At 71.7% G+C, this 17760-nt stretch carries 16 protein-coding genes; 11 read left to right on the top strand and 5 right to left on the bottom strand.

The features are described from left to right. Positions 1-64: 64 nt before the first annotated feature. The 4 genes from ACQP2F_RS00685 (at position 65) to ACQP2F_RS00670 (ending at position 3609) form a co-directional block, all read left to right on the top strand. A complete protein-coding gene (locus ACQP2F_RS00685; RefSeq protein ID WP_433299747.1) occupies positions 65-1282 on the top strand; it encodes a sugar efflux transporter in 1218 nt (405 codons plus the stop codon). A 25-nt stretch (positions 1283-1307) separates the two neighbouring features. Beyond that, entirely contained in the window at positions 1308-1805 is a 498-nt protein-coding gene (locus ACQP2F_RS00680; RefSeq protein WP_433299746.1) for a cation:proton antiporter regulatory subunit, read from the top strand. Between the two features lie 12 nt (positions 1806-1817). After that, positions 1818-3026 carry a cation:proton antiporter gene (locus ACQP2F_RS00675; protein ID WP_433299745.1) on the top strand — a complete coding sequence of 403 codons (1209 nt, stop codon included), beginning with the start codon at positions 1818-1820 and terminating at the stop codon, positions 3024-3026. A gap of 139 nt (positions 3027-3165) precedes the next feature. Continuing rightward, positions 3166-3609 (top strand): hypothetical protein, encoded by a 444-nt coding sequence (locus tag ACQP2F_RS00670; protein ID WP_433299744.1) that lies wholly within the window; start codon positions 3166-3168, stop codon positions 3607-3609. Between the two features lie 572 nt (positions 3610-4181). Here ACQP2F_RS00670 and ACQP2F_RS00665 read toward each other — a convergent pair. The 4 genes from ACQP2F_RS00665 to dnaK form a co-directional block, all read right to left on the bottom strand. After that, on the bottom strand, positions 4182-4616 hold the full coding sequence (locus tag ACQP2F_RS00665; protein WP_433299743.1) for a heat shock protein transcriptional repressor HspR: 435 nt from the start codon (positions 4614-4616) through the stop codon (positions 4182-4184). Between the two features lie 21 nt (positions 4617-4637). Continuing rightward, positions 4638-5831, bottom strand: a complete 1194-nt coding sequence (gene dnaJ / locus ACQP2F_RS00660; protein ID WP_433299742.1) for a molecular chaperone DnaJ — start codon at positions 5829-5831, stop codon at positions 4638-4640. A gap of 67 nt (positions 5832-5898) precedes the next feature. After that, a complete protein-coding gene (gene grpE / locus ACQP2F_RS00655) occupies positions 5899-6540 on the bottom strand; it encodes a nucleotide exchange factor GrpE (protein ID WP_433299741.1) in 642 nt (213 codons plus the stop codon). Further along, a complete protein-coding gene (gene dnaK / locus ACQP2F_RS00650) occupies positions 6537-8405 on the bottom strand; it encodes a molecular chaperone DnaK (protein ID WP_433299740.1) in 1869 nt (622 codons plus the stop codon). The genes grpE and dnaK overlap by 4 nt, the downstream gene beginning before the upstream one ends. Before the next feature lie 348 nt (positions 8406-8753). Here dnaK and ACQP2F_RS00645 point away from each other — a divergent pair, with 348 nt between their 5' ends. From ACQP2F_RS00645 to ACQP2F_RS00635, 3 genes are read left to right on the top strand one after another with little or no spacing between them, the layout of a single operon-like run. Continuing rightward, positions 8754-10811, top strand: a complete 2058-nt coding sequence (locus ACQP2F_RS00645) for an ABC transporter (RefSeq protein WP_433299739.1) — start codon at positions 8754-8756, stop codon at positions 10809-10811. After that, positions 10808-12490: a GTPase gene (locus ACQP2F_RS00640; RefSeq protein WP_433299738.1), complete on the top strand. Its 1683-nt coding sequence runs from the start codon at positions 10808-10810 to the stop codon at positions 12488-12490. Before ACQP2F_RS00645 ends, ACQP2F_RS00640 begins: the two co-directional genes overlap by 4 nt. Before the next feature lie 34 nt (positions 12491-12524). Further along, a complete protein-coding gene (locus ACQP2F_RS00635) occupies positions 12525-13736 on the top strand; it encodes a hypothetical protein (RefSeq protein WP_433299737.1) in 1212 nt (403 codons plus the stop codon). Between the two features lie 19 nt (positions 13737-13755). Here ACQP2F_RS00635 and ACQP2F_RS00630 read toward each other — a convergent pair whose 3' ends face one another. Continuing rightward, positions 13756-14019 (bottom strand): hypothetical protein, encoded by a 264-nt coding sequence (locus ACQP2F_RS00630; protein ID WP_433299736.1) that lies wholly within the window; start codon positions 14017-14019, stop codon positions 13756-13758. A 235-nt stretch (positions 14020-14254) separates the two neighbouring features. On the opposite strand from ACQP2F_RS00630, the gene ACQP2F_RS00625 reads away from it, so the two are divergent. From ACQP2F_RS00625 to ACQP2F_RS00610, 4 genes are all read left to right on the top strand, one after another. Further along, a complete protein-coding gene (locus tag ACQP2F_RS00625) occupies positions 14255-14560 on the top strand; it encodes a hypothetical protein (protein ID WP_433299735.1) in 306 nt (101 codons plus the stop codon). A 90-nt stretch (positions 14561-14650) separates the two neighbouring features. Further along, positions 14651-15133: a hypothetical protein gene (locus tag ACQP2F_RS00620; RefSeq protein ID WP_433299733.1), complete on the top strand. Its 483-nt coding sequence runs from the start codon at positions 14651-14653 to the stop codon at positions 15131-15133. A 501-nt stretch (positions 15134-15634) separates the two neighbouring features. Further along, a complete protein-coding gene (gene pdhA, locus ACQP2F_RS00615; protein WP_433299731.1) occupies positions 15635-16774 on the top strand; it encodes a pyruvate dehydrogenase (acetyl-transferring) E1 component subunit alpha in 1140 nt (379 codons plus the stop codon). After that, the gene (locus ACQP2F_RS00610) at positions 16771-17760 is read left to right on the top strand and encodes an alpha-ketoacid dehydrogenase subunit beta (RefSeq protein ID WP_433307947.1); all 990 of its coding nucleotides are present in this window, start codon (positions 16771-16773) and stop codon (positions 17758-17760) included. The genes pdhA and ACQP2F_RS00610 overlap by 4 nt, the downstream gene beginning before the upstream one ends.

Raw genomic sequence — 17760 nt, 5'->3', positions numbered from 1 at the left:
CTACCGTGACGGTGGACACCAACGCTTCCGGACGGACCCCCACCCGGCCGTAACGTAAGGCATCGTGCCTGTAGCACCCCTGACCCGCCGGCTTGTCCCCCTGTCCCTCGTCTTCATCGTGGTCGGCCTCGGCGTCTCCTTCGTCGGCCCCTACCTCGCGCTCTTCCTCACCGACGCGGTTCATGCCGATCCCCTGCACACCACCGCGTTCCTGATCGTCGCGCCGATCTCCGGCGTCGCCGTGTCGTGGCTGATCGGGCGCGTCTCCGATCGCCGGCCCATCCGCCGCCAGCTGCTCATCGCGGCGGCTCTGGCCGGTGCCGCCGGCGCGGGCCTGACCGCGGTTCTGCGGAACTACTGGGCGGTGCTCGCGGTCACCATGACCCTCACGGCGGTCGCCGGCTCACTCTTCCCGCAGAGCTTCGCGTACGCCCGGCAGGTCCTCCAGCAGCGCGACCCCGGCCGGGCAGCGTTCGCCATCAGCGCTCTGCGCACGCTGTTCTCCGCCGCCTGGGTGGGCGGGCCGCCGCTGGCCGCGCTGATCCTGGCCGCGCACGGCTTCGGCTGGACCTACGGCCTCGCCGGAGCGCTCTACCTGCTCGGCGCGCTGCTGATCGTGACGCTGCTGCCCCGGGTTCCGGCCCCGGTCACGGCCGCCGCCGAGGTGCACGCCCACGGCGGCCGCGAGGCCCGGCCGATCGCGCTCTTCCTGATCATCGCGAGCTTCACCGTGATCTCGACCGCGTCGACCTTGAACGTCCAAGCCATGCCGCTGTTCGTCGAGCGCGACCTGGGCGGCACGATCAGCCAGGCCGGCCTGGTCCTCGGCATCTGCGCGGCGCTCGAGATCCCGATGATGCTGGCCCTGGGCGCGCTGTCGACCCGGATCCCGGTGCGGCGGCTGATCTACGCCGGCGTCCTCTGCGCGGTGGCCTACCACGCGGTCGCGGCCACGGCGACGCACGTCTGGATGCTGGCCGCGGCCCAACTGCTGCAGGCCATGGTCATCTCGACGGTCGGCGCGCTGGGCATCTCGTACGTGCAGGACCTGCTCCCCGCGCACCCCGGACGGGCCACCACCATGGTCACCAACACCTTCCCGATGGGCCAGATCCTGGCGGCCCCGCTCTTCGGGCTCGCGCAGCATTTCGACTTCCGGCTCGCGTACGCCTGCAATCTGCTCCTTTGTGTGGTCGGTGTCCTGCTCCTGGTCGCCAGCGGGCGGGTGCGGCCGGCCGCCGCGGCCAACCGGCCCGAGCCTGCGTTGAGCGCCAGTTATTAGACGATCGTCAAGTAACGTTGCGGGCGTGCGTGTACGGGTTGAGCAAACTCCACTTCCGGGAATCGGCGTCCGGCACGACCTGGTCACTTCCTCGGGTCGTACGGTCGGGGTCGTCTCGCATCGCAACGGCCGCCGGGATCTGGTGCTGTACGACGTGGACGACCCCGACGCGTGCCTGGCGTCCATCCCGTTGACCGACGACGAGGCCGAGGCCCTGGCCGACGTGCTCGGCGCGTCCCTGATGCTGGGCCAGCTCGCCGGCCTCCGGCAGCAGGCGGCGGGGCTGCTGACCGAGCAGATCGCGCTGCCGGCCGGCTCCCCGTTCGTCGGGCGCAAGCTCGGAGACACGCGGGCCCGTACGCGTACGAGCGCATCGATCGTGGCCGTGCTGCGCGACCGTGAGGTGATCGCCTCGCCCGGCCCCTCCTTCGCCTTCGAGGCGAACGACGTGGTCGTCGCCGTCGGCACCCGCGAAGGTCTGGACGGCGTCACCGCCATCCTGGCCGGCGAGAACGACGACTAGGCCGGAGTACGGGTGCACAGTACGACGACTCTCCTGATCGAGGTCGGCGCGCTGCTGTTCGCGCTGGGCATGCTCGGCCGCCTGGGCCGGCGGGTCGGCCTCTCCCCGATCCCGCTCTACCTGCTGGCCGGTCTCGCCTTCGGCCACGGCGGCCTGGTGCCGCTCTCGGCCAGCGAGGAGTTCATCCAGATCGGCGCCGAGATCGGCGTGATCCTGTTGCTGGTCATGCTCGGCCTCGAGTACTCGGCGTCCGAGCTGGTCAGCAACCTGCGCGCGGCCGCGCCCGCCGGCCTGCTCGATGCGGTGCTCAACGCCCTGCCCGGGGCCGCCTTCGCCTTCCTGCTCGGCTGGGGCTGGGAGGCCGCGCTGGTGCTGGCCGGCATCACCTGGGTCTCGTCCTCGGGCGTGATCGCCAAGGTGCTCGGTGACCTCGGCCGGCTCGGTAACCGCGAGACGCCGATCATCCTCTCGGTGCTGGTCATCGAGGACCTGGCGATGGCGTTCTACCTGCCGCTGGTCACCGCCGTGCTGGCCGGCGTCGGCCTGGCCGGCGGCCTCAAGGCGCTCGCCGTCGCGGTGGTCACGGTGATCGCGGTGCTGGTGGTGGCGATCCGGTACGGCAGCACGATCAGCAAGTTCATGTCGGTCCAGGACCCGGAGGCGTTGCTGCTCAGCGTGCTCGGCCTGACCCTGTTCGTGGCCGGGGTGGCGGCCGAGCTCAAGGTCTCGGCCGCGGTCGGCGCGTTCCTGGTCGGCATCGCGCTCTCCGGCCCGGTCGCGCACCACGCCACCGAGATGCTCTCCCCGCTGCGTGACCTGTTCGCGGCCGTGTTCTTCGTCTTCTTCGGGCTCTCCACCGACCCCGCCGACATGCCCCCGGTGCTGCTGCCCGCGCTCGGCCTCGCCGTGCTCACCATGGCGACCAAGATCCTGACCGGCTACCTGGCCGCCCGCCGCGGCGGGATCGCCCTGCCCGGCCGCCTGCGCGCCGGCCTGGCCCTCATGCCGCGGGGCGAGTTCTCGGTCGTCATCGCCGGCCTGGCCGTGGCGTCCGGAGTCGAGCCCCGCCTCGCCCCGCTCGCGACCGCCTACGTCTTGATCACCGTAATCTCCGGCCCGCTGCTGGCGCGGCTGCCCGATTACCACTGGTTCAAGAACTTTGTCAGGCGCCGCATGGCCCTGCGACGCCAGGCCGCCAGCCCTCTTCCCGCAGGTGAGTGACGTGCCAACTGTCAAGACTGCTGAAAGCTACTGATCAGTATCCGATTGTGACGTGGTAACACTTCCGTGGGAACTTCCGGCGCGCTAGCGTTCGGCCTCGACAACTACGTGTTATTCGGACTTTCTGGTGGGCGGCGGCGTGACAGTGCGTGAGTCGACTTTCTACGGGTTCGCCAACCCGGTCGATCCTCGGCCGGAGGAGATGCAGGCGTGGGCCTATCACCCCGAGTCGGTGCCACTCGACGCCATGCCACCCGACTGGGACCTGCTCATCTCGGGCGACGTCCTGGCCCCGACCCTCTTCGAGCTGGCGATGGACCGCCAGTGCCCGGCGCGCCGCTTCGCCCTGCATTGCATGTACATCTACGCCGCCGACGGCGTCCGGCAGAACGCAACAAACCAGCGCAAGCGCCGCCTCAAGAAGTACGTAGAGCGAGCCGAAGAGGTCGGCGACGAGCCGATGTCCATCTGGGCGCACAACTGCCGAGTGCTGATGAGCCGCCCCGAGACGTTCGACTACGCCGACTGGATCGAGGGCGGCCTGGTCCGCCACCCGCGCCGCCTGGGCATGTTCCGCCGCTGACCCAGCCCGGGTTCCACCAGCCGTGCCGCACCCCCGCCCGCCGTGCCGCGCGCCCGCACCCACCGCGGTCCGCACCCACAGTGCCGCGCGTTAACACCGCCGTGCCGCGCGCCCGCACCCACCGCGCCGCAACGCAGTTCGCCGGGCAACCCCACCCTCGTCACTGGGTGGGGCGACGTTAGCGCCTCGCTACGACAGTTTTGGGGCGTCCTCCACAACCCGAACCCGTGGGTCGTCTACGCGGTTGGCGGTCCTCGCCGGGAGTGTTCTCGCCGCGCGGGAACTCATCGCGCCGGTCGGCGGGCCGTGAGCTTCCTTGACGCGCAGATAGGTCCGCGGGCTACCGACCCACCAGCCCGGCCAACGGGTGATCGACTTGTGGCGCGTATCGGTAAGCAGAGCAAGGGCGCGGAAACCGATGCTCCCGCCGGCCGCGCACGGCGCCCTCTGGCACATGGGCCCGGCACGAGGGCCATCCGGCACGCCGGGCCATCCAGCCCCGGGCCATCCGGCGCACAAAGAAAGAGCGGCCCGCCCCGCTGGGGAAAGGCCGCCACCTTCTTCGTAAAGCGCTACTTGTCGGCAGCCCGCCGCGGGCGCCAGACCACCAGCGCCGTCGATGGGCGCTCCTGGCGGACCAAGTCGCGGCCGCTGTACGGGCTCTCCATCTGGGCGATCCGGGTGTACGCCTCGTCGAGCTGATGCTCCAGCTCCTGCACGCGATGCTGGAGGTCGGCCACCAGCTGCTCGAGGCCGATGATCCGCTTGATGCCGGCCAGGTTGACGCCGTCCTCCTGGCTCAGGCGCTGCACCTCGCGCAGCAGCGCGACGTCCCGCTCGCTGTAACGCCGGCCGCCGCCGCCCGCCCGACCGGGCTGCACCAGCCCGAGCCGGTCGTACTGGCGCAGCGTCTGCGGGTGCATGCCGGCCAGCCGCGCGGCCACCGAGATGATCAGGACCTTCGCGTCGGAGGCCTGCTCCACCGTGATGTCGATCTGTTCATACATGCGCCACCTCCAGATCAGGCCCTAACTGCCCCGGCGCACGCGCGCCTCGAGCCGTTCCCGCCCGGCCGGCGGGGTCAGTTTCGCGAAACGCTCCAGCGCGTCCCGTGCTTCCCCCGTGACACCGCCCGGCACCTGCACGTCGACCGTGACGATCAGGTCTCCGGGTGGTCCCTCCTTGCGGGCCACGCCCTTGCCCCGGGCCCGCAGCTTGCGTCCGCTCGGCGTGCCGGGCGGCACCCGCATCGTGACCGGGCCGTCCAGCGTGGGCACCCGCAGGTCGGCGCCGAGCACCGCCTCGGCGATGCTGATCGGCAGCGTCAGCGTGAGGTCGTCCCCGCTGCGGCCGAACAGCTCGTCCGGCCGGACCCCGACCTGCACGTACAGGTCGCCGGCCGGCCCGCCGCGGTCGCCCGGCTCGCCCCGGCCGCTGAGCCGGATCCGCTGCCCGTCGGCCACACCGGCCGGGAAGCGGACGTTGATCGTGCGGGCCTTGGTGACGCCGCCGGTGCCACGGCACTCCGGGCACTTCTCGTCGACGATCGTCCCCGCGCCCTGGCACTCGCGGCACGGCTCGGAGAAGCTGAACGACCCCTGGTTGCGGGAGATCAGACCGCTGCCGTGGCACTGCGGGCAGGTCCGCGGCGAGGTGCCGGGCTTGGCGCCGTTGCCGTGGCAGGTGTCGCACTCGCCGGCCGACCGCAGCGTCAGCGGGAGCGTCGTGCCGCGTACCGCCTGGGTGAAGTCGAGAGTCACCTCGGTCTCGACGTCGCGCCCGCGCCGCGGGCCCCGCCGGGCCGCGCCTCCGCCCGGGCCGCCGCCGGAGAATATCGAGCTGAAGATGTCGGAGAAGCCGGCGCCACCGAACCGGCGGTCACCGGCGCCGGCCTGCGCGCCCGGGTTGGAGAACCCGCCGAACAGGTCGGACGGGTCGAACTGCGTACCGCCGCCCGAGCGTGCGCCGCGCCGGAACGCGCCCGAGCCGAACAGGGAGCGCATCTCGTCGTACTCTTTGCGCTTCTTGTCGTCGGAGAGCACGTCGTACGCCTCGGACGCCGCCTTGAACTTCTCCTCGGCCTCCCGGTTGCCCGGGTTCCGGTCGGGGTGCAGATCGCGGGCGAGCTTGCGGTACGCCTTCTTGATCTCGTCGGTTGAGGCGGACTTGTTCACGCCGAGCACGGCGTAGAAGTCCTTCTCGAGCCAGTCCTTCGAGCTCATCGCGTCCACCTCCGCCTAGCGGTAGTCCCGCCCGCCGCGACGCGGCGGGCGGGACGAGCCTGTGAGATCACTCCGGGTCGGCGACCGCGACCAGGGCGGGCCGCAGCAGCCGCTCGCCCAGCGTGTAGCCCCGGCGCATGACCTCGATGCAGGTCGGCTCCGTGACGTCGGCCGACGTCTGGTGCGCGACCGCCTCGTGGCGGTTGGGGTCGAACGGGTCGCCCTTCTCGCCGAAGGCGGTGAGCCCGAGCTTCCCGGTCACCGCGGTGAGCGACTCCGCCACCGAGGCGAACGGGCCGACCAGGTCACCGTGCTCGCGCGCCCGGTCGATGTCGTCGAGCACCGGCAGCAGCGCGGTGAGCACCGCGCCCGTGGTGAGCTCGGCGGCCGCCGACCGGTCGCGGTCGACCCGCTTGCGGTAGTTGGCGTACTCCGCCGTCACCCGCTGCAGGTCGTGCGTCCGCTCGTCGAGCTCGCCGCGCAGTGCCTCGAGCTCCGCGCCGAGTGCGGGCTTCGCCTCGCTCTCGGCCGCCGGGACCTGCGCGCCCTCTTCCGGCTCGGCGGCGCGGTGCGCGCCGCCGGTCGCCTTCTCCTTGACCTCGGCCGTGCCCTTGGCCTTGCCCTCGGTCTTCGGGTCTATCTTGCGGCGGTCCCGGATGACGACCCGCTCGGTCGCCTGACCGTCGTTCTCGTCGTCCGCGGCAGTCACTTCTTGTCGTCCTCCACGATCTCGGCGTCGACGACGTCGTCGCCACCGCCGCCGGCCGTCGGGCCCGCGCCGGTCGCGCCGCCGGGCGCCTGGGTGCCGTCGGCCCCGCCGGTGGCGGCCTGCGTGCCGTCACCCTGCGAGTAGAGCGTCGAGCCGGCCTCCTGGGAGACCTGCGACAGCCGCTCGTGCGCCGACTTGATCTTCTCGATGTCCGAGCCGCCGAGCGCGCCGCGGAGGTCACCGAGCGCCTCGTTGATCTTGTTCTTGCTGTCCTCGGGCAGCTTGTCGCCGCTCTCGGCCAGGAACTTCTCGGTCTGCCACTGCAGCTGCTCGGCCAGGTTGCGGGTCTCCGCGTCCTCGCGGCGCTTCTTGTCCTCGTCCGCGTGGTCCTGGGCGTCCCGCATCATGCGCTCGATGTCTTCCTTCGGCAGCGCCGAGCCGCCGGTGATCGTCATCTTCTGCTCCTTGCCCGTGCCCAGGTCCTTGGCGGACACGTGCACGATGCCGTTCGCGTCGATGTCGAAGGAGACCTCGATCTGCGGTACGCCGCGGGGAGCCGGCGCGATGCCGCTGAGCTCGAAGGTGCCGAGCTTCTTGTTGTACGCGGCCATCTCGCGCTCGCCCTGGAATACCTGGATCAGCACCGAGGGCTGGTTGTCGTCGGCCGTGGTGTAGACCTCGGAACGGTGCGCCGGGATGGTCGTGTTGCGCTCGACCAGCTTATGCATGATGCCGCCCTTGGTCTCGATGCCCAGGGACAGCGGGGTGACGTCGAGGAGCAGAACGTCCTTGACCTCGCCCTTGAGCACGCCGGCCTGCAGCGCGGCGCCGACGGCGACGACCTCGTCCGGGTTGACGCCCTTGTTCGGCTCCTTGCCGGTCATGCTCTTGACCAGGTCGGCGACCGCCGGCATGCGGGTCGAGCCGCCGACCAGGATGACGTGGTCGACGTCGGAGAGCTTGACGTCGGCGTCCTTGATCGCGGACTCGAACGGGCCCTTGCAGCGGTCGAGCAGGTCCTGCGTCATGCGCTGGAACTCGGCCCGGGACAGCGACATGTCCAGGTGCAGCGGGCCGTCCGGACCGGCCGTGATGTAGGGCAGGTTGATGCTGGTGGTGGTGGCCGCGGACAGCTCGATCTTCGCCTTCTCGGCCGCCTCGCGCAGACGCTGCAGGGCCATCTTGTCGGCGCCCAGGTCGATGCCGTGCTCACCGCGGAAGGTCTTGACCAGGTGGTCGATGATCCGCTGGTCCCAGTCGTCGCCGCCCAGGTGGTTGTCGCCGGAGGTCGACTTGACCTCGATGACGCCGTCACCGAGCTCGAGCAGCGAGACGTCGAAGGTGCCGCCGCCGAGGTCGAAGACCAGGACGGTCTGCTCCTTGGAGCCCTTGTCCAGGCCGTAGGCCAGAGCGGCCGCGGTCGGCTCGTTCACGATCCGCAGCACGTTCAGGCCCGCGATCTCGCCGGCCTCCTTGGTGGCCTGACGCTGCGCGTCGTTGAAGTAGGCCGGGACGGTGATGACCGCGTCGGTGACCTGCTCACCCAGGTACGCCTCGGAGTCGCGCTTGAGCTTCATCAGCACCCGCGCCGAGATTTCCTGCGGCGTGTACTTCTTGCCATCGATGTCGATCGACCAGTTGGTGCCGATCTCCCGCTTGACCGAGCGGATCGTCCGGTCGGGGTTCGTCACCGCCTGGCGCTTGGCGACCTCGCCGACCAGCACCTCGCCGTTGCGGGCGAAGGCGACGATGGACGGGGTCGTCCGGGAGCCCTCCGCGTTGGCGATGACGGTGGGCTCGCCTCCTTCCAGAACGCTGACGCAGGAGTTCGTGGTGCCGAGGTCGATGCCGACCGCACGTGCCATGGTGTTCCTCGCTTCAAAGGCTTCGGTACAAGGTTGAGTGGAACAGACTCAATGATGCCACGGGCGGGCCACCCGTCAAATCGAAGTTGAGCCTACTCGGCGCAAGGGACTTCATCCCGCCAGCACTTCGGTAGATACCTGTCCGGTCACGGCATACCGGCACCTGTTGTCCTGCATGCATAGATCAGGCACTCTTTACCCGTGACGACGCACGGTGACGCGGTCGGTCCATCGGCCATCTCCGCCGTGGACGCCGCAACGCAAGAGCCTGCCGGATCGGACGAGAAGGGCCTGAAGAGCGCGGTTTCGACCGATGCCGGGGACAACTCTGATCGTACGGAAGCCGTCGTGTCCCGTCAGCCACATCCCGATCCCGGCGCCGGCGCGTTCGAGCCCGACGACGACACCGTTGCCGAGAGTGATCACGAGACCAAGATCGAGTTATCGGAGGAAGCCGGCGAGCCCGCCGGTATTCCGGCAGTAACCGAAAGTTCACCGGACCCCGACACGGGGCAATCCGGTCATGTGGAGCGGTCAGAAGAGGCGCAGATCACGGAGCCCGGCGAAACGATCGCCGAGGATGCAGTGACGCCTGAGGAGCGGGTGACCGCCGAGGACGCGGTGACCGCCGACGAGCCGGTGACCGCCGAGGAGGCCGTGACGGCCGAGGAGCCGGTGCCGGTCGAGCCGCCGCCCGCGGTCGGACGGCTGGCCACCGCGTTGAGCCGGCTGCGCGCGGCGATCGGCGGCACCTCGTACCCCCTGGTCATGCCCTCCGCCGAGGAAGCCCGCCGGGTCGGCGCCGCGCTCGTCGCCCAGCTCGACGACTACCTTCTCCCCCGCCTCGCGCGCCTCGACGCACCCCTGCTCGTGGTCGTCGGCGGCTCGACCGGCGCCGGCAAGTCGACGCTGGTCAACAGCCTGGTCCGGGCCCCGGTCAGCGCGGCCGGCGTGCTCCGGCCGACCACCCGCTCGCCGGTGCTGGTCAGCAACGCGGCCGATCTGGCCTGGTTCCGGCAGGGACAGCTGCTACCCGGGCTGGTCCGCACCCCGGAGTCGAGCCCCGATCCCCGTACGCTCCAGATCGTCTCCGCCCCCGCGCTCGGCGCCGGCCTCGCGTTCCTCGACGCGCCCGACATCGACTCGGTGGTGGCCGGCAACCGGCAGCTGGCCGCGCAACTGCTCGCCGCCGCCGACCTCTGGCTGTTCGTGACCACGGCCGCCCGCTACGCCGACAACGTCCCGTGGGAGCTGCTGACCACGGCCCGGCTGCGCGGCACCGTGATCGCGCTGGTGCTCGACCGGGTGCCGCCCGAGGCCGCCGCCGACATCACCGCCCACCTGCGCGAGATGCTGGCCGCCCGCAACCTGGGCGCCGCGCCGCTGTTCGTGCTGCCGGAGACGACGCTGGACGGTCAGGGCCTGATCGCCGAGGACGTGATCGGGCCGCTGCACGACTGGTTCGGCCAGCTCGCGGCCGACGCCGGCGCCCGGTCGGCGGTGGTGCGGCAGACCCTGGACGGCGCGCTCGCCGCGCTCGGCCCCGCCGTCTCCGGCCTGGCCGACGCCGCCGACGAGCAGGCCGTCGCCGCCCGCGCGCTGGACGAGCGGGTCGCGGTCGCCTACCGCAACGCGCGGCAGACGGTGGTCGAGGGCCTGCGCGACGGCCGCCTCCTCCGCGGCGAGGTGCTCGCCCGCTGGCAGGAGTTCGTCGGCACCGGCGAGTTCATGCGCACCCTGGAGAACAAGGTTGGCCTGCTGCGCGACCGGCTCGTCTCGGCGATCACCGGGCGCCCGCTGCCCGGGCGCAACCTGCAGACGGCGCTGGAGTCGCAGCTGGTCACCCTGCTGCGCGGGGTGGCCACCGACGCGGCCGAGCAGGCGTACGCGGCATGGCAGGCCCACCCGGCCGGCGCCGCCCTGCTCCAGCCCGAGTTGCAGCGCGCCTCGGCCGACCTGCCGCAGCGCGCCGACCGGCTGGTGCGCGACTGGCAGCAGTGGGTGCTGGGCCTGGTCCGCGAGCAGAGCGCGGAGAAGAGAGTGGTGGCCCGCGGCGCCGCCTACGCGGTGAACGGCGCCGGCCTGGCCGTGATGATCGCCGTCTTCACCTCGACCGCCTTCATACCGACAGGGCTCGAGGTCGCGGCCGGCGTCGGCACCACGGTCGCGGCCCAGAAGGTGCTCGAGGCCGTCTTCGGCGACCAGGCGATCCGCGGGCTGGCCAACCGGGCCCGGGAAGACCTGTTGTTCCGGGTGGGCGAGCTGCTGGACGCCGAGGCCGCCCGGTACACCGAGCGCACCGCCGCCACCGGGCTCGACACGGCGCCCGCCGCCGAGCTGCGCCGGGCCGCGCTGGACGTCGAGGACGCCCGGAACGAACTCGCGTTGACGGGGAGCGCGACATGAGCTTGATTGAGAAGGTGCGCGGGGCGCTGACCGGTGCGGACGGCCGGGTGGACGCCGAGGAACTGGTGCAGCGGCTCGACGCGCTGGCCAAGTTCCTCCGTCTCGTCGACCCGTACCTGCCGGATCCCGACCTGGTCGCGGCGCACACCCTGGTCGAGCGGGCCGGCACCCGGCTCGAGCTCTCCCGCGACCACACCGTGGTGGCCCTGGCCGGCAGCACCGGCAGCGGCAAGTCCAGCCTCTTCAACGCGCTCGCCCGGCTGAAGCTCTCGCCGGTCGGGGTACGGCGGCCGACCACCGGCGCCGCGCACGCCTGCGTCTGGGGCCCGCTCGAGCCGGCCAACCGGCTGCTCGACTGGATCGGGGTGCTGCCACGGCAGCGGTTCATCCGGGAGAGCGCTCTCGACGGCGACGACGAGGCCGCCCTGCGCGGGCTGGTGCTGCTCGACCTGCCCGACTTCGACTCGATCGAGCGCAGCCACCGGCTCGAGGTCGACCGGCTGCTCGGCCTGGTCGACCAGATCGTCTGGGTGGTCGACCCGCAGAAGTACGGCGACCGGATCCTGCACCAGGCCTACCTGTCGCAGTTCAGCGCGCACGCCGGCGTCACGATCGTGGTCCTCAACCAGGCCGACCGGCTGTCCGCCGGGGACACCGAGGTCGTGCTCGGCGACCTGCGCCGGCTGATCGAGGAGGACGGCCTGAGCGGCGCGCCGGTGCTGGCGACCTCGGCCAAGCAGCCCGGGATGCTGCACGAGCTGCGGGAGAAGCTGGAGAAGACGGTCGCCGACCGGCAGGCGGCGCTGCGCCGCCTGGCCGGCGACCTGGAAGCGGTGAGCGAGCCGCTGACGGCCATGATCGGGCCACCGGCCGCGGAGGACGAGGTCGATCGGGCGACCGTACGCCAGCTGTCCGACGCCCTGGCCGCGGCGGCCGGCGTGGGCGCGGTCGCCGATGCGGCCGCGGGCTCCTACCGGCACCGCGCCACGGCGGCGACCGGGTGGCCGGTCCTGCGTGGCCTGCGCCGGCTGCGGCCCGACCCGCTGCGCCGGCTGCACCTGGCCGAGAAGAAGCCCACCGACGCGGTCTCGACCGACATCGTGCCGCGCACGTCGGTGCCCGAGGCCGACGCCGCCCAGAAGTCGGCGGTCGGCATCACCGTGCGCGCGGTCGCCGATCGCGCGGCGGCCCCGCTGCCGCCGGTGTGGGCGCCCGCGCTCAACACGGCGGCCCGCTCGCGCGTCGCCGACCTGCCCGACGCTCTCGACCGGGCGGTGGCCAAGACCGACCTCGGCGCCAACCGCACCCCGCTCTGGTGGCGCGGCGTCGGGCTGCTGCAGTGGCTGCTGGTCGCGGCCGCGGTCGCCGGGCTCGGCTGGCTGCTCACCGGGTACGCGGTGCGTGCTCTCGGCCTGCCCGAGCTGCACTACCCGAAGGTCGGCGCGGTGCCGGTCCCCACGCTTCTGCTGCTCGGCGGCCTGCTCGTCGGCGTGCTGCTCTGGCTGTTGCTCAAGCCGATCGTCAACTTGGGAGCCCGGCACGCCCGGCGCCGGGCCGAGCAACAGCTGCGGGCGTCGGTCACCGAAGTTGCCCGCGAGTACGTGGTGGCACCGGTCCGCGAGGTGCTCAACGCGTACGCCCAGGCGCGCGAAGCACTCACGACCGTTCGTTCGGAGTAGTCTCCGAGCGTCGCCGTCCCGGTACGCTCGCGATATGCCCGAGTCTTCGAGTCCGTACGAGGCGGTTCTGCACGCGGCCCGCGACGTGGCGAAGCTCGACTGCGCCCTGGACGCCGAGTTGCTGGGCACCGCGTTGCTCGGCAGCGTCTACTCGGTGGCGGATGCCGATCGGGCGACCGCGGTGCGCGACTTCGTGAGCCACTTTCTCGCCGCGACCACCCGGCGTCGCACGGCGGCGGCCACGACCATCCGCGAGGTCTTCGCGACCCTGGTGCCCGACGCGGTGGGAGCGGGGCAGGTCCGGCGGGGCGCGCAGGCGCCGTCGTGGGCGGCCCAGCTGGGTCGCGTACGCCCGACCGGCTGCTACGCCTACGGCGATGTCTACGGTGACCAGACGTCCTATCTGGTCACCTTCGCCTACGACGACGAGGACGACGGCGGCCCCGAGCACGCGGTCGTCGCCCTGGTCGACCACAACATCGGCATCACCAAGGACGTCTTCGTCGGCGCCTCGGCCGAGCGGGTGCTCCAGCAGGTCCGCGAGATGTGCGCCGAGGACGATCTGACCTGGTTCCGTGAGGAGGACCCGGGCCGGGTGCGCGACGAGGTCGACCGGCACCTGGCCATCACCGACGGCCTGAGCTCGCTGCCGGCCGAGGGCTCGCTGGCCACCGACCGCGCGCTGGCCGCGGCCCGGCTGGCGCTGCTGCCGGCCGCCACCACGCCGCCGCTGGCCGAGCCGCCCCGCCCGAGCAGCACCGAGATCTCCCGCGACTTCCTGGCCAGCGCCGAGGCGGCCCGGTTCGGCCTCGACCGGGTCGGCGACGACGAGCTGCCCTCGCTGCACTTCTGCCTGAGCCTGCTGCTGGATCACGCCGCGACGCTGCCCGGCGCCGACCCGCTGCGCTGGAGCCCGGCCGTGGCCGGCCTGTTCCTGCTCGACTGGGTGCACCGGCGGGCGGTCCTCGACATGGACGACGCGGCCATGCTGCCCCGGGTGACGCGGGCCTGGTCGGCCTACACGGCCCGGCGCAAGGGCCTGCCCGAGGCGGCCGCCGGTCAGACCGACGAGACGGTCGACGAGATGGTGCCCGAGTTCGCCCGGCTCTACGCGACCGGCGAGCGGCGCAGCCCCGCGACGGCGGCCGTGGCCCAGCTCATCTCGGAGGGCGTCGACCCCGACGACACCGAGGCGATCGAGGCGTGGATCGAGGCGAACCGCAACCACCTCGAGGGCGGCGCTTAGGGTCCAGGGTCCGCCCTGGTCAGGAGCCGGACAGCCGGCCCCTCAGGTCCTCGGTGGGCTCGGCGTGGTGGCGGCCCACTCGCGAGCCGCGGCGCTGCGCCGGCGTCTGGTCGTCGGCGTGGTGCAGGCTGCCGGCCCGGTGGCTGCCACGGTAGGGCCGGGTCGCGAGCTGGTTGTCCTCGCCGCGCGCCTCGGGGATGTGCCGGAGGGCGTTGAGGTTCCCCGGGGCGTAGCTGCGCTCGAGGATGCTCGCGGCGCGGATTTGGTTGGGTCGTTCGGACACTGCTGACCTCCGGCGGTGCTCGGACCGGTCGCTGGACCGGCGGCGGACGTGGGAACGCGTGTCGTGGCTGGTGCTGCTGCTCTCGCAGAGGCGGCGGCGGGACCAGTCGGGCCGCCGGTGGTGGGAAGACTTGTCCCCGCATTCGCCGCGCTCGTGGCAGAGCGGCCGCCGCGCCCAGGCCGGCGGCTCGTCCCCGGAGTCATCCCCGCCGTCGGGCTCATCAGAAGAGTCCGAATTGTCCGGTGAGCCGTGCGAATCGGACGAGCCATCGGAGTCGGGATCATCCACATCGCCCGAGGAGGACTGGTCGTCCGAAGAGGACCCGCCGTCGGAAGACGACTGGTCGCCCGAAGAGGACCCGCCGTCGGAAGAAGACTGGTCGCCCGAAGAGGACTGGTCATCGGAAGACGACTGGTCGTCGGGCGCGGACGGCGACGACGGCGAGGGGTGCGACGGCCGGGAAGGCGGCGAGGGGTGCGACGGCTGGGAGGGCGGCGAGGAGGAAGGCGGCACCGAAGGCGACGACGGCGCCGACCCGTGACCGGCCGAGCGACCCCGCACCGGGGGCAGGTCCGGAAGAGCGGGCATACCGGGCAATGCCGGAAATGCCGCCATGGATGGCACGTCATCCGTGTCATCGGAGCCGCCCGACCTATCAGAACCGGACGAGGAACCGGACGAGGAACCGGACGACGAACCGGACGACGAACCGGACGCGGACTCCGATGAGGAACCGGACGAGGAACTCGACGAAGAACCGGCCGAGGACTCGGCCGAGGAGCCGGCCGAGGAACGCGACGGCTCCCCGCCGTACGGGGAAATCCGGCCGATCTCGCCCGCCACCCGCCCCGCCCGCGCGATCGCCGCGCCCGCCGAAGGATCGATCGGCGAGGGTGACGGACCCACCTTCGCATCGCCCGACGGACCTTGGATCGGCCCCGGCGACGCGGGCGGCAGGAACGGGATGTCCATGGTGTCGGTCGTCCCGCCGGCGAGCTCGTTCGACCCGGCCGTGATCGCCGCGAGCGTCGGCACCGACGCCAGCCCCACCAGAAGCGCCACGATGAGCACATACCGGCGCGTCGGTCCGGAAAAGCCGGAATCGGCCCGGTAGACCCCGTTCAGCCGCTTGCGCATCACCTTCAGCGGCGGCACGAGATCCTCGTCTGGCTGTTCCGGCACGGCCGGTTCCCCTCCCCCTGCGCTGGAGCCGAACTAATGATCAACATGGATCGGTCTCGGTCATCGGGATGAACGACGGACCCGCCCCGGCGCAGCGGTGAAAACGGCCCGTTCGTACGGTAGTGACCGTACGAAAAGTACTTATCCGGACAAACATGGACGCCGATGTGACGGCAGAATTTCCCGACTGTGATCGACCCGACCTGTAACGACGCTCACGTTCTCTGTCAGGATGAAGGCGACGGCACCGCCGCCGTCGCCTTCCGCCGATCCAGCGGGGCGAGGTGGGGGTCGTCACTCCCCGGCGGGGTCGAGGCCCGCGCCGAGACGTCGCGCGGCAACCTCACCAAGGTCAGGCGCGGCGACCCCAGCGGTTCGCCGCGCGGACGGGCAACACCCGCCGCGGGCGCAGAGATGAAACAGGGAGACACGGATGGCGAACGGCGAAAGCACCGTTGGCGGGGACGCCCCGGCCGGCGGCTTCGTCCAACTGCTCACCCCCGACGGGGAACGCGTCGACAGCGTCACCACGGCGGACGGCATGACCTACTCGGTCGACTTCACCGACGACGAGTACCGCGAGCTCTACCGCGACCTGGTGACGGTCCGGCGGCTCGACGCCGAGGCGACCGCCCTTCAGCGCCAGGGCGAGCTCGGCATCTGGGCGAGCCTGCTGGGTCAGGAGGCGGCTCAGGTCGGCTCCGGCCGGGCGCTGCGCCCGCAGGACATGGCGTTCCCGACCTACCGCGAGCATGGCGTTCTCTACTGCCGCGGCATCGACCCGATCATGCCGTTCGGCCTGTTCCGCGGCGTCGACCAGGGCGGATGGGATCCGAACGAGTTCAAGTTCAACACGTACACGATCGTGATCGGCTCGCAGACGCTGCACGCGACCGGATACGCCATGGGCATCACCATGGACGGCAAGACCGGCAACGCCGACGGTGAGGCCGTGATCGCCTACTTCGGCGACGGCGCCACCAGCCAGGGCGACGTCAACGAGGCGTTCGTCTGGTCCGGCGTCTTCCACGCGCCGATCGTCTTCTTCTGCCAGAACAACCAGTACGCGATCTCCGAGCCGCTCGAGCGCCAGACCCGCATCCCGCTCTACCGGCGCGCCCTGGGCTACGGCTTCCCGGGCGTCCGGATCGACGGCAACGACGTGCTGGCCACGTACGCGGTGACCCGTGCCGCCCTCGACCAGGCCCGCAACGGGCAGGGACCGACGCTGATCGAGGCCTACACCTACCGGATGGGCGCGCACACCAGCTCCGACGACCCGACCCGCTACCGCATCGCCAGCGAGGTCGAGGCGTGGAAGGCGAAGGACCCGATCGCCCGGGTCAAGGCGTTCCTGGCCAAGCAGCAGATCGCCGGCGACGACTTCTTCGGCGAGGTGGACGAGGCCGCCAAGAAGCTCGCGCTCGACCTGCGCGAGCGGGTGCTGGCCATGCCCGACCCGCAGCCGGTGACCCTGTTCGACAACGTCTACCCGCACGGTTCGCCCGAGGTCGACGCCCAGAAGGCGGAGTTCGAGCGGTACCACGCGTCGTTCGAGGGGAGCGCCCACTGATGAGCGAGACGATCACCCTGGGCAAGGCCCTCAACCACGGCCTGCGCCGCGCGCTCGAGGACGACTCCAAGGTCGTCATCATGGGCGAGGACGTCGGAAAGCTCGGCGGCGTCTTCCGCATCACCGACGGCCTGCAGAAGGACTTCGGCGACGACCGGGTCATCGACACCCCGCTCGCCGAGTCCGGCATCGTCGGCACCGCGGTCGGCCTGGCCATCCGCGGCTACCGCCCGGTCTGCGAGATCCAGTTCGACGGGTTCGTGTTCCCGGCGTTCAACCAGATCGTGGCCCAGGTCGCGAAGATGTACTACCGCTCGCTGGGCAACGTGCGGCTGCCGATCGTCATCCGCATCCCGTTCGGCGGCGGCATCGGCGCGGTCGAGCACCACTCCGAGTCCCCCGAGGCACTGTTCGCGCACACCCCCGGTCTCAAGGTCGTCAGCTGCGCCAACCCGGCCGACGCGTACACGATGATCCGCCAGGCGATCCGCTCGGACGACCCGATCGTCTTCTTCGAGCCCAAGCGGCGGTACTGGGAGAAGGGCGAGGTCGACCTCGACGCCCCGCTCGAGAACGCCTTCCCCCTGCATCAGGCCCGGGTCGCCCGGCCCGGCACGGACGCGACGCTTCTCGCGTACGGGCCGATGGTCCGCACCTGCTTGGACGCGGCGACCGCGGCGAGCGAGGACGGCCGCAACCTGGAGGTCATCGACCTGCGCTCGCTCTCCCCGCTCGACATGGGCACGGTCTACGAGTCGGTGAAGCGCACCGGCCGGGCCGTCGTGGTGCACGAGGCGCCGGGCAACCTGGGTCTCGGCGCCGAGCTCGCCGCGCGCGTCACCGAGGAGTGCTTCTACTCGCTCGAGGCGCCGGTGCTGCGGGTGACCGGCTACGACGTTCCCTATCCGGCGGCCCGGGTCGAGGAGGAGTACCTCCCCGATCTCGACCGGGTGCTGGACGCCGTCGACCGCTCGTTCGGCTGGTGA

The organism is Actinoplanes sp. CA-030573, assembly GCF_050951115.1.
Lineage (GTDB): Bacteria > Actinomycetota > Actinomycetes > Mycobacteriales > Micromonosporaceae > Actinoplanes.
The sequence above is the reverse complement of the archived record's forward strand: the minus strand, read 5'-3'. Positions and strand labels throughout refer to the sequence as shown.

Excerpts from the sequence above, each read along its gene's own strand:
- ACQP2F_RS00665 (WP_433299743.1), bottom strand. The coding sequence starts at position 4,616 with ATGTATGAACAGATCGACATCACGGTGGAGCAGGCCTCCGACGCGAAG.
- dnaJ (WP_433299742.1), bottom strand. The coding sequence starts at position 5,831 with ATGAGCTCGAAGGACTGGCTCGAGAAGGACTTCTACGCCGTGCTCGGC.
- dnaK (WP_433299740.1), bottom strand. The coding sequence starts at position 8,405 with ATGGCACGTGCGGTCGGCATCGACCTCGGCACCACGAACTCCTGCGTC.
- ACQP2F_RS00640 (WP_433299738.1), top strand. The coding sequence starts at position 10,808 with ATGAGCTTGATTGAGAAGGTGCGCGGGGCGCTGACCGGTGCGGACGGC.
- ACQP2F_RS00635 (WP_433299737.1), top strand. The coding sequence starts at position 12,525 with ATGCCCGAGTCTTCGAGTCCGTACGAGGCGGTTCTGCACGCGGCCCGC.
- pdhA (WP_433299731.1), top strand. The coding sequence starts at position 15,635 with ATGGCGAACGGCGAAAGCACCGTTGGCGGGGACGCCCCGGCCGGCGGC.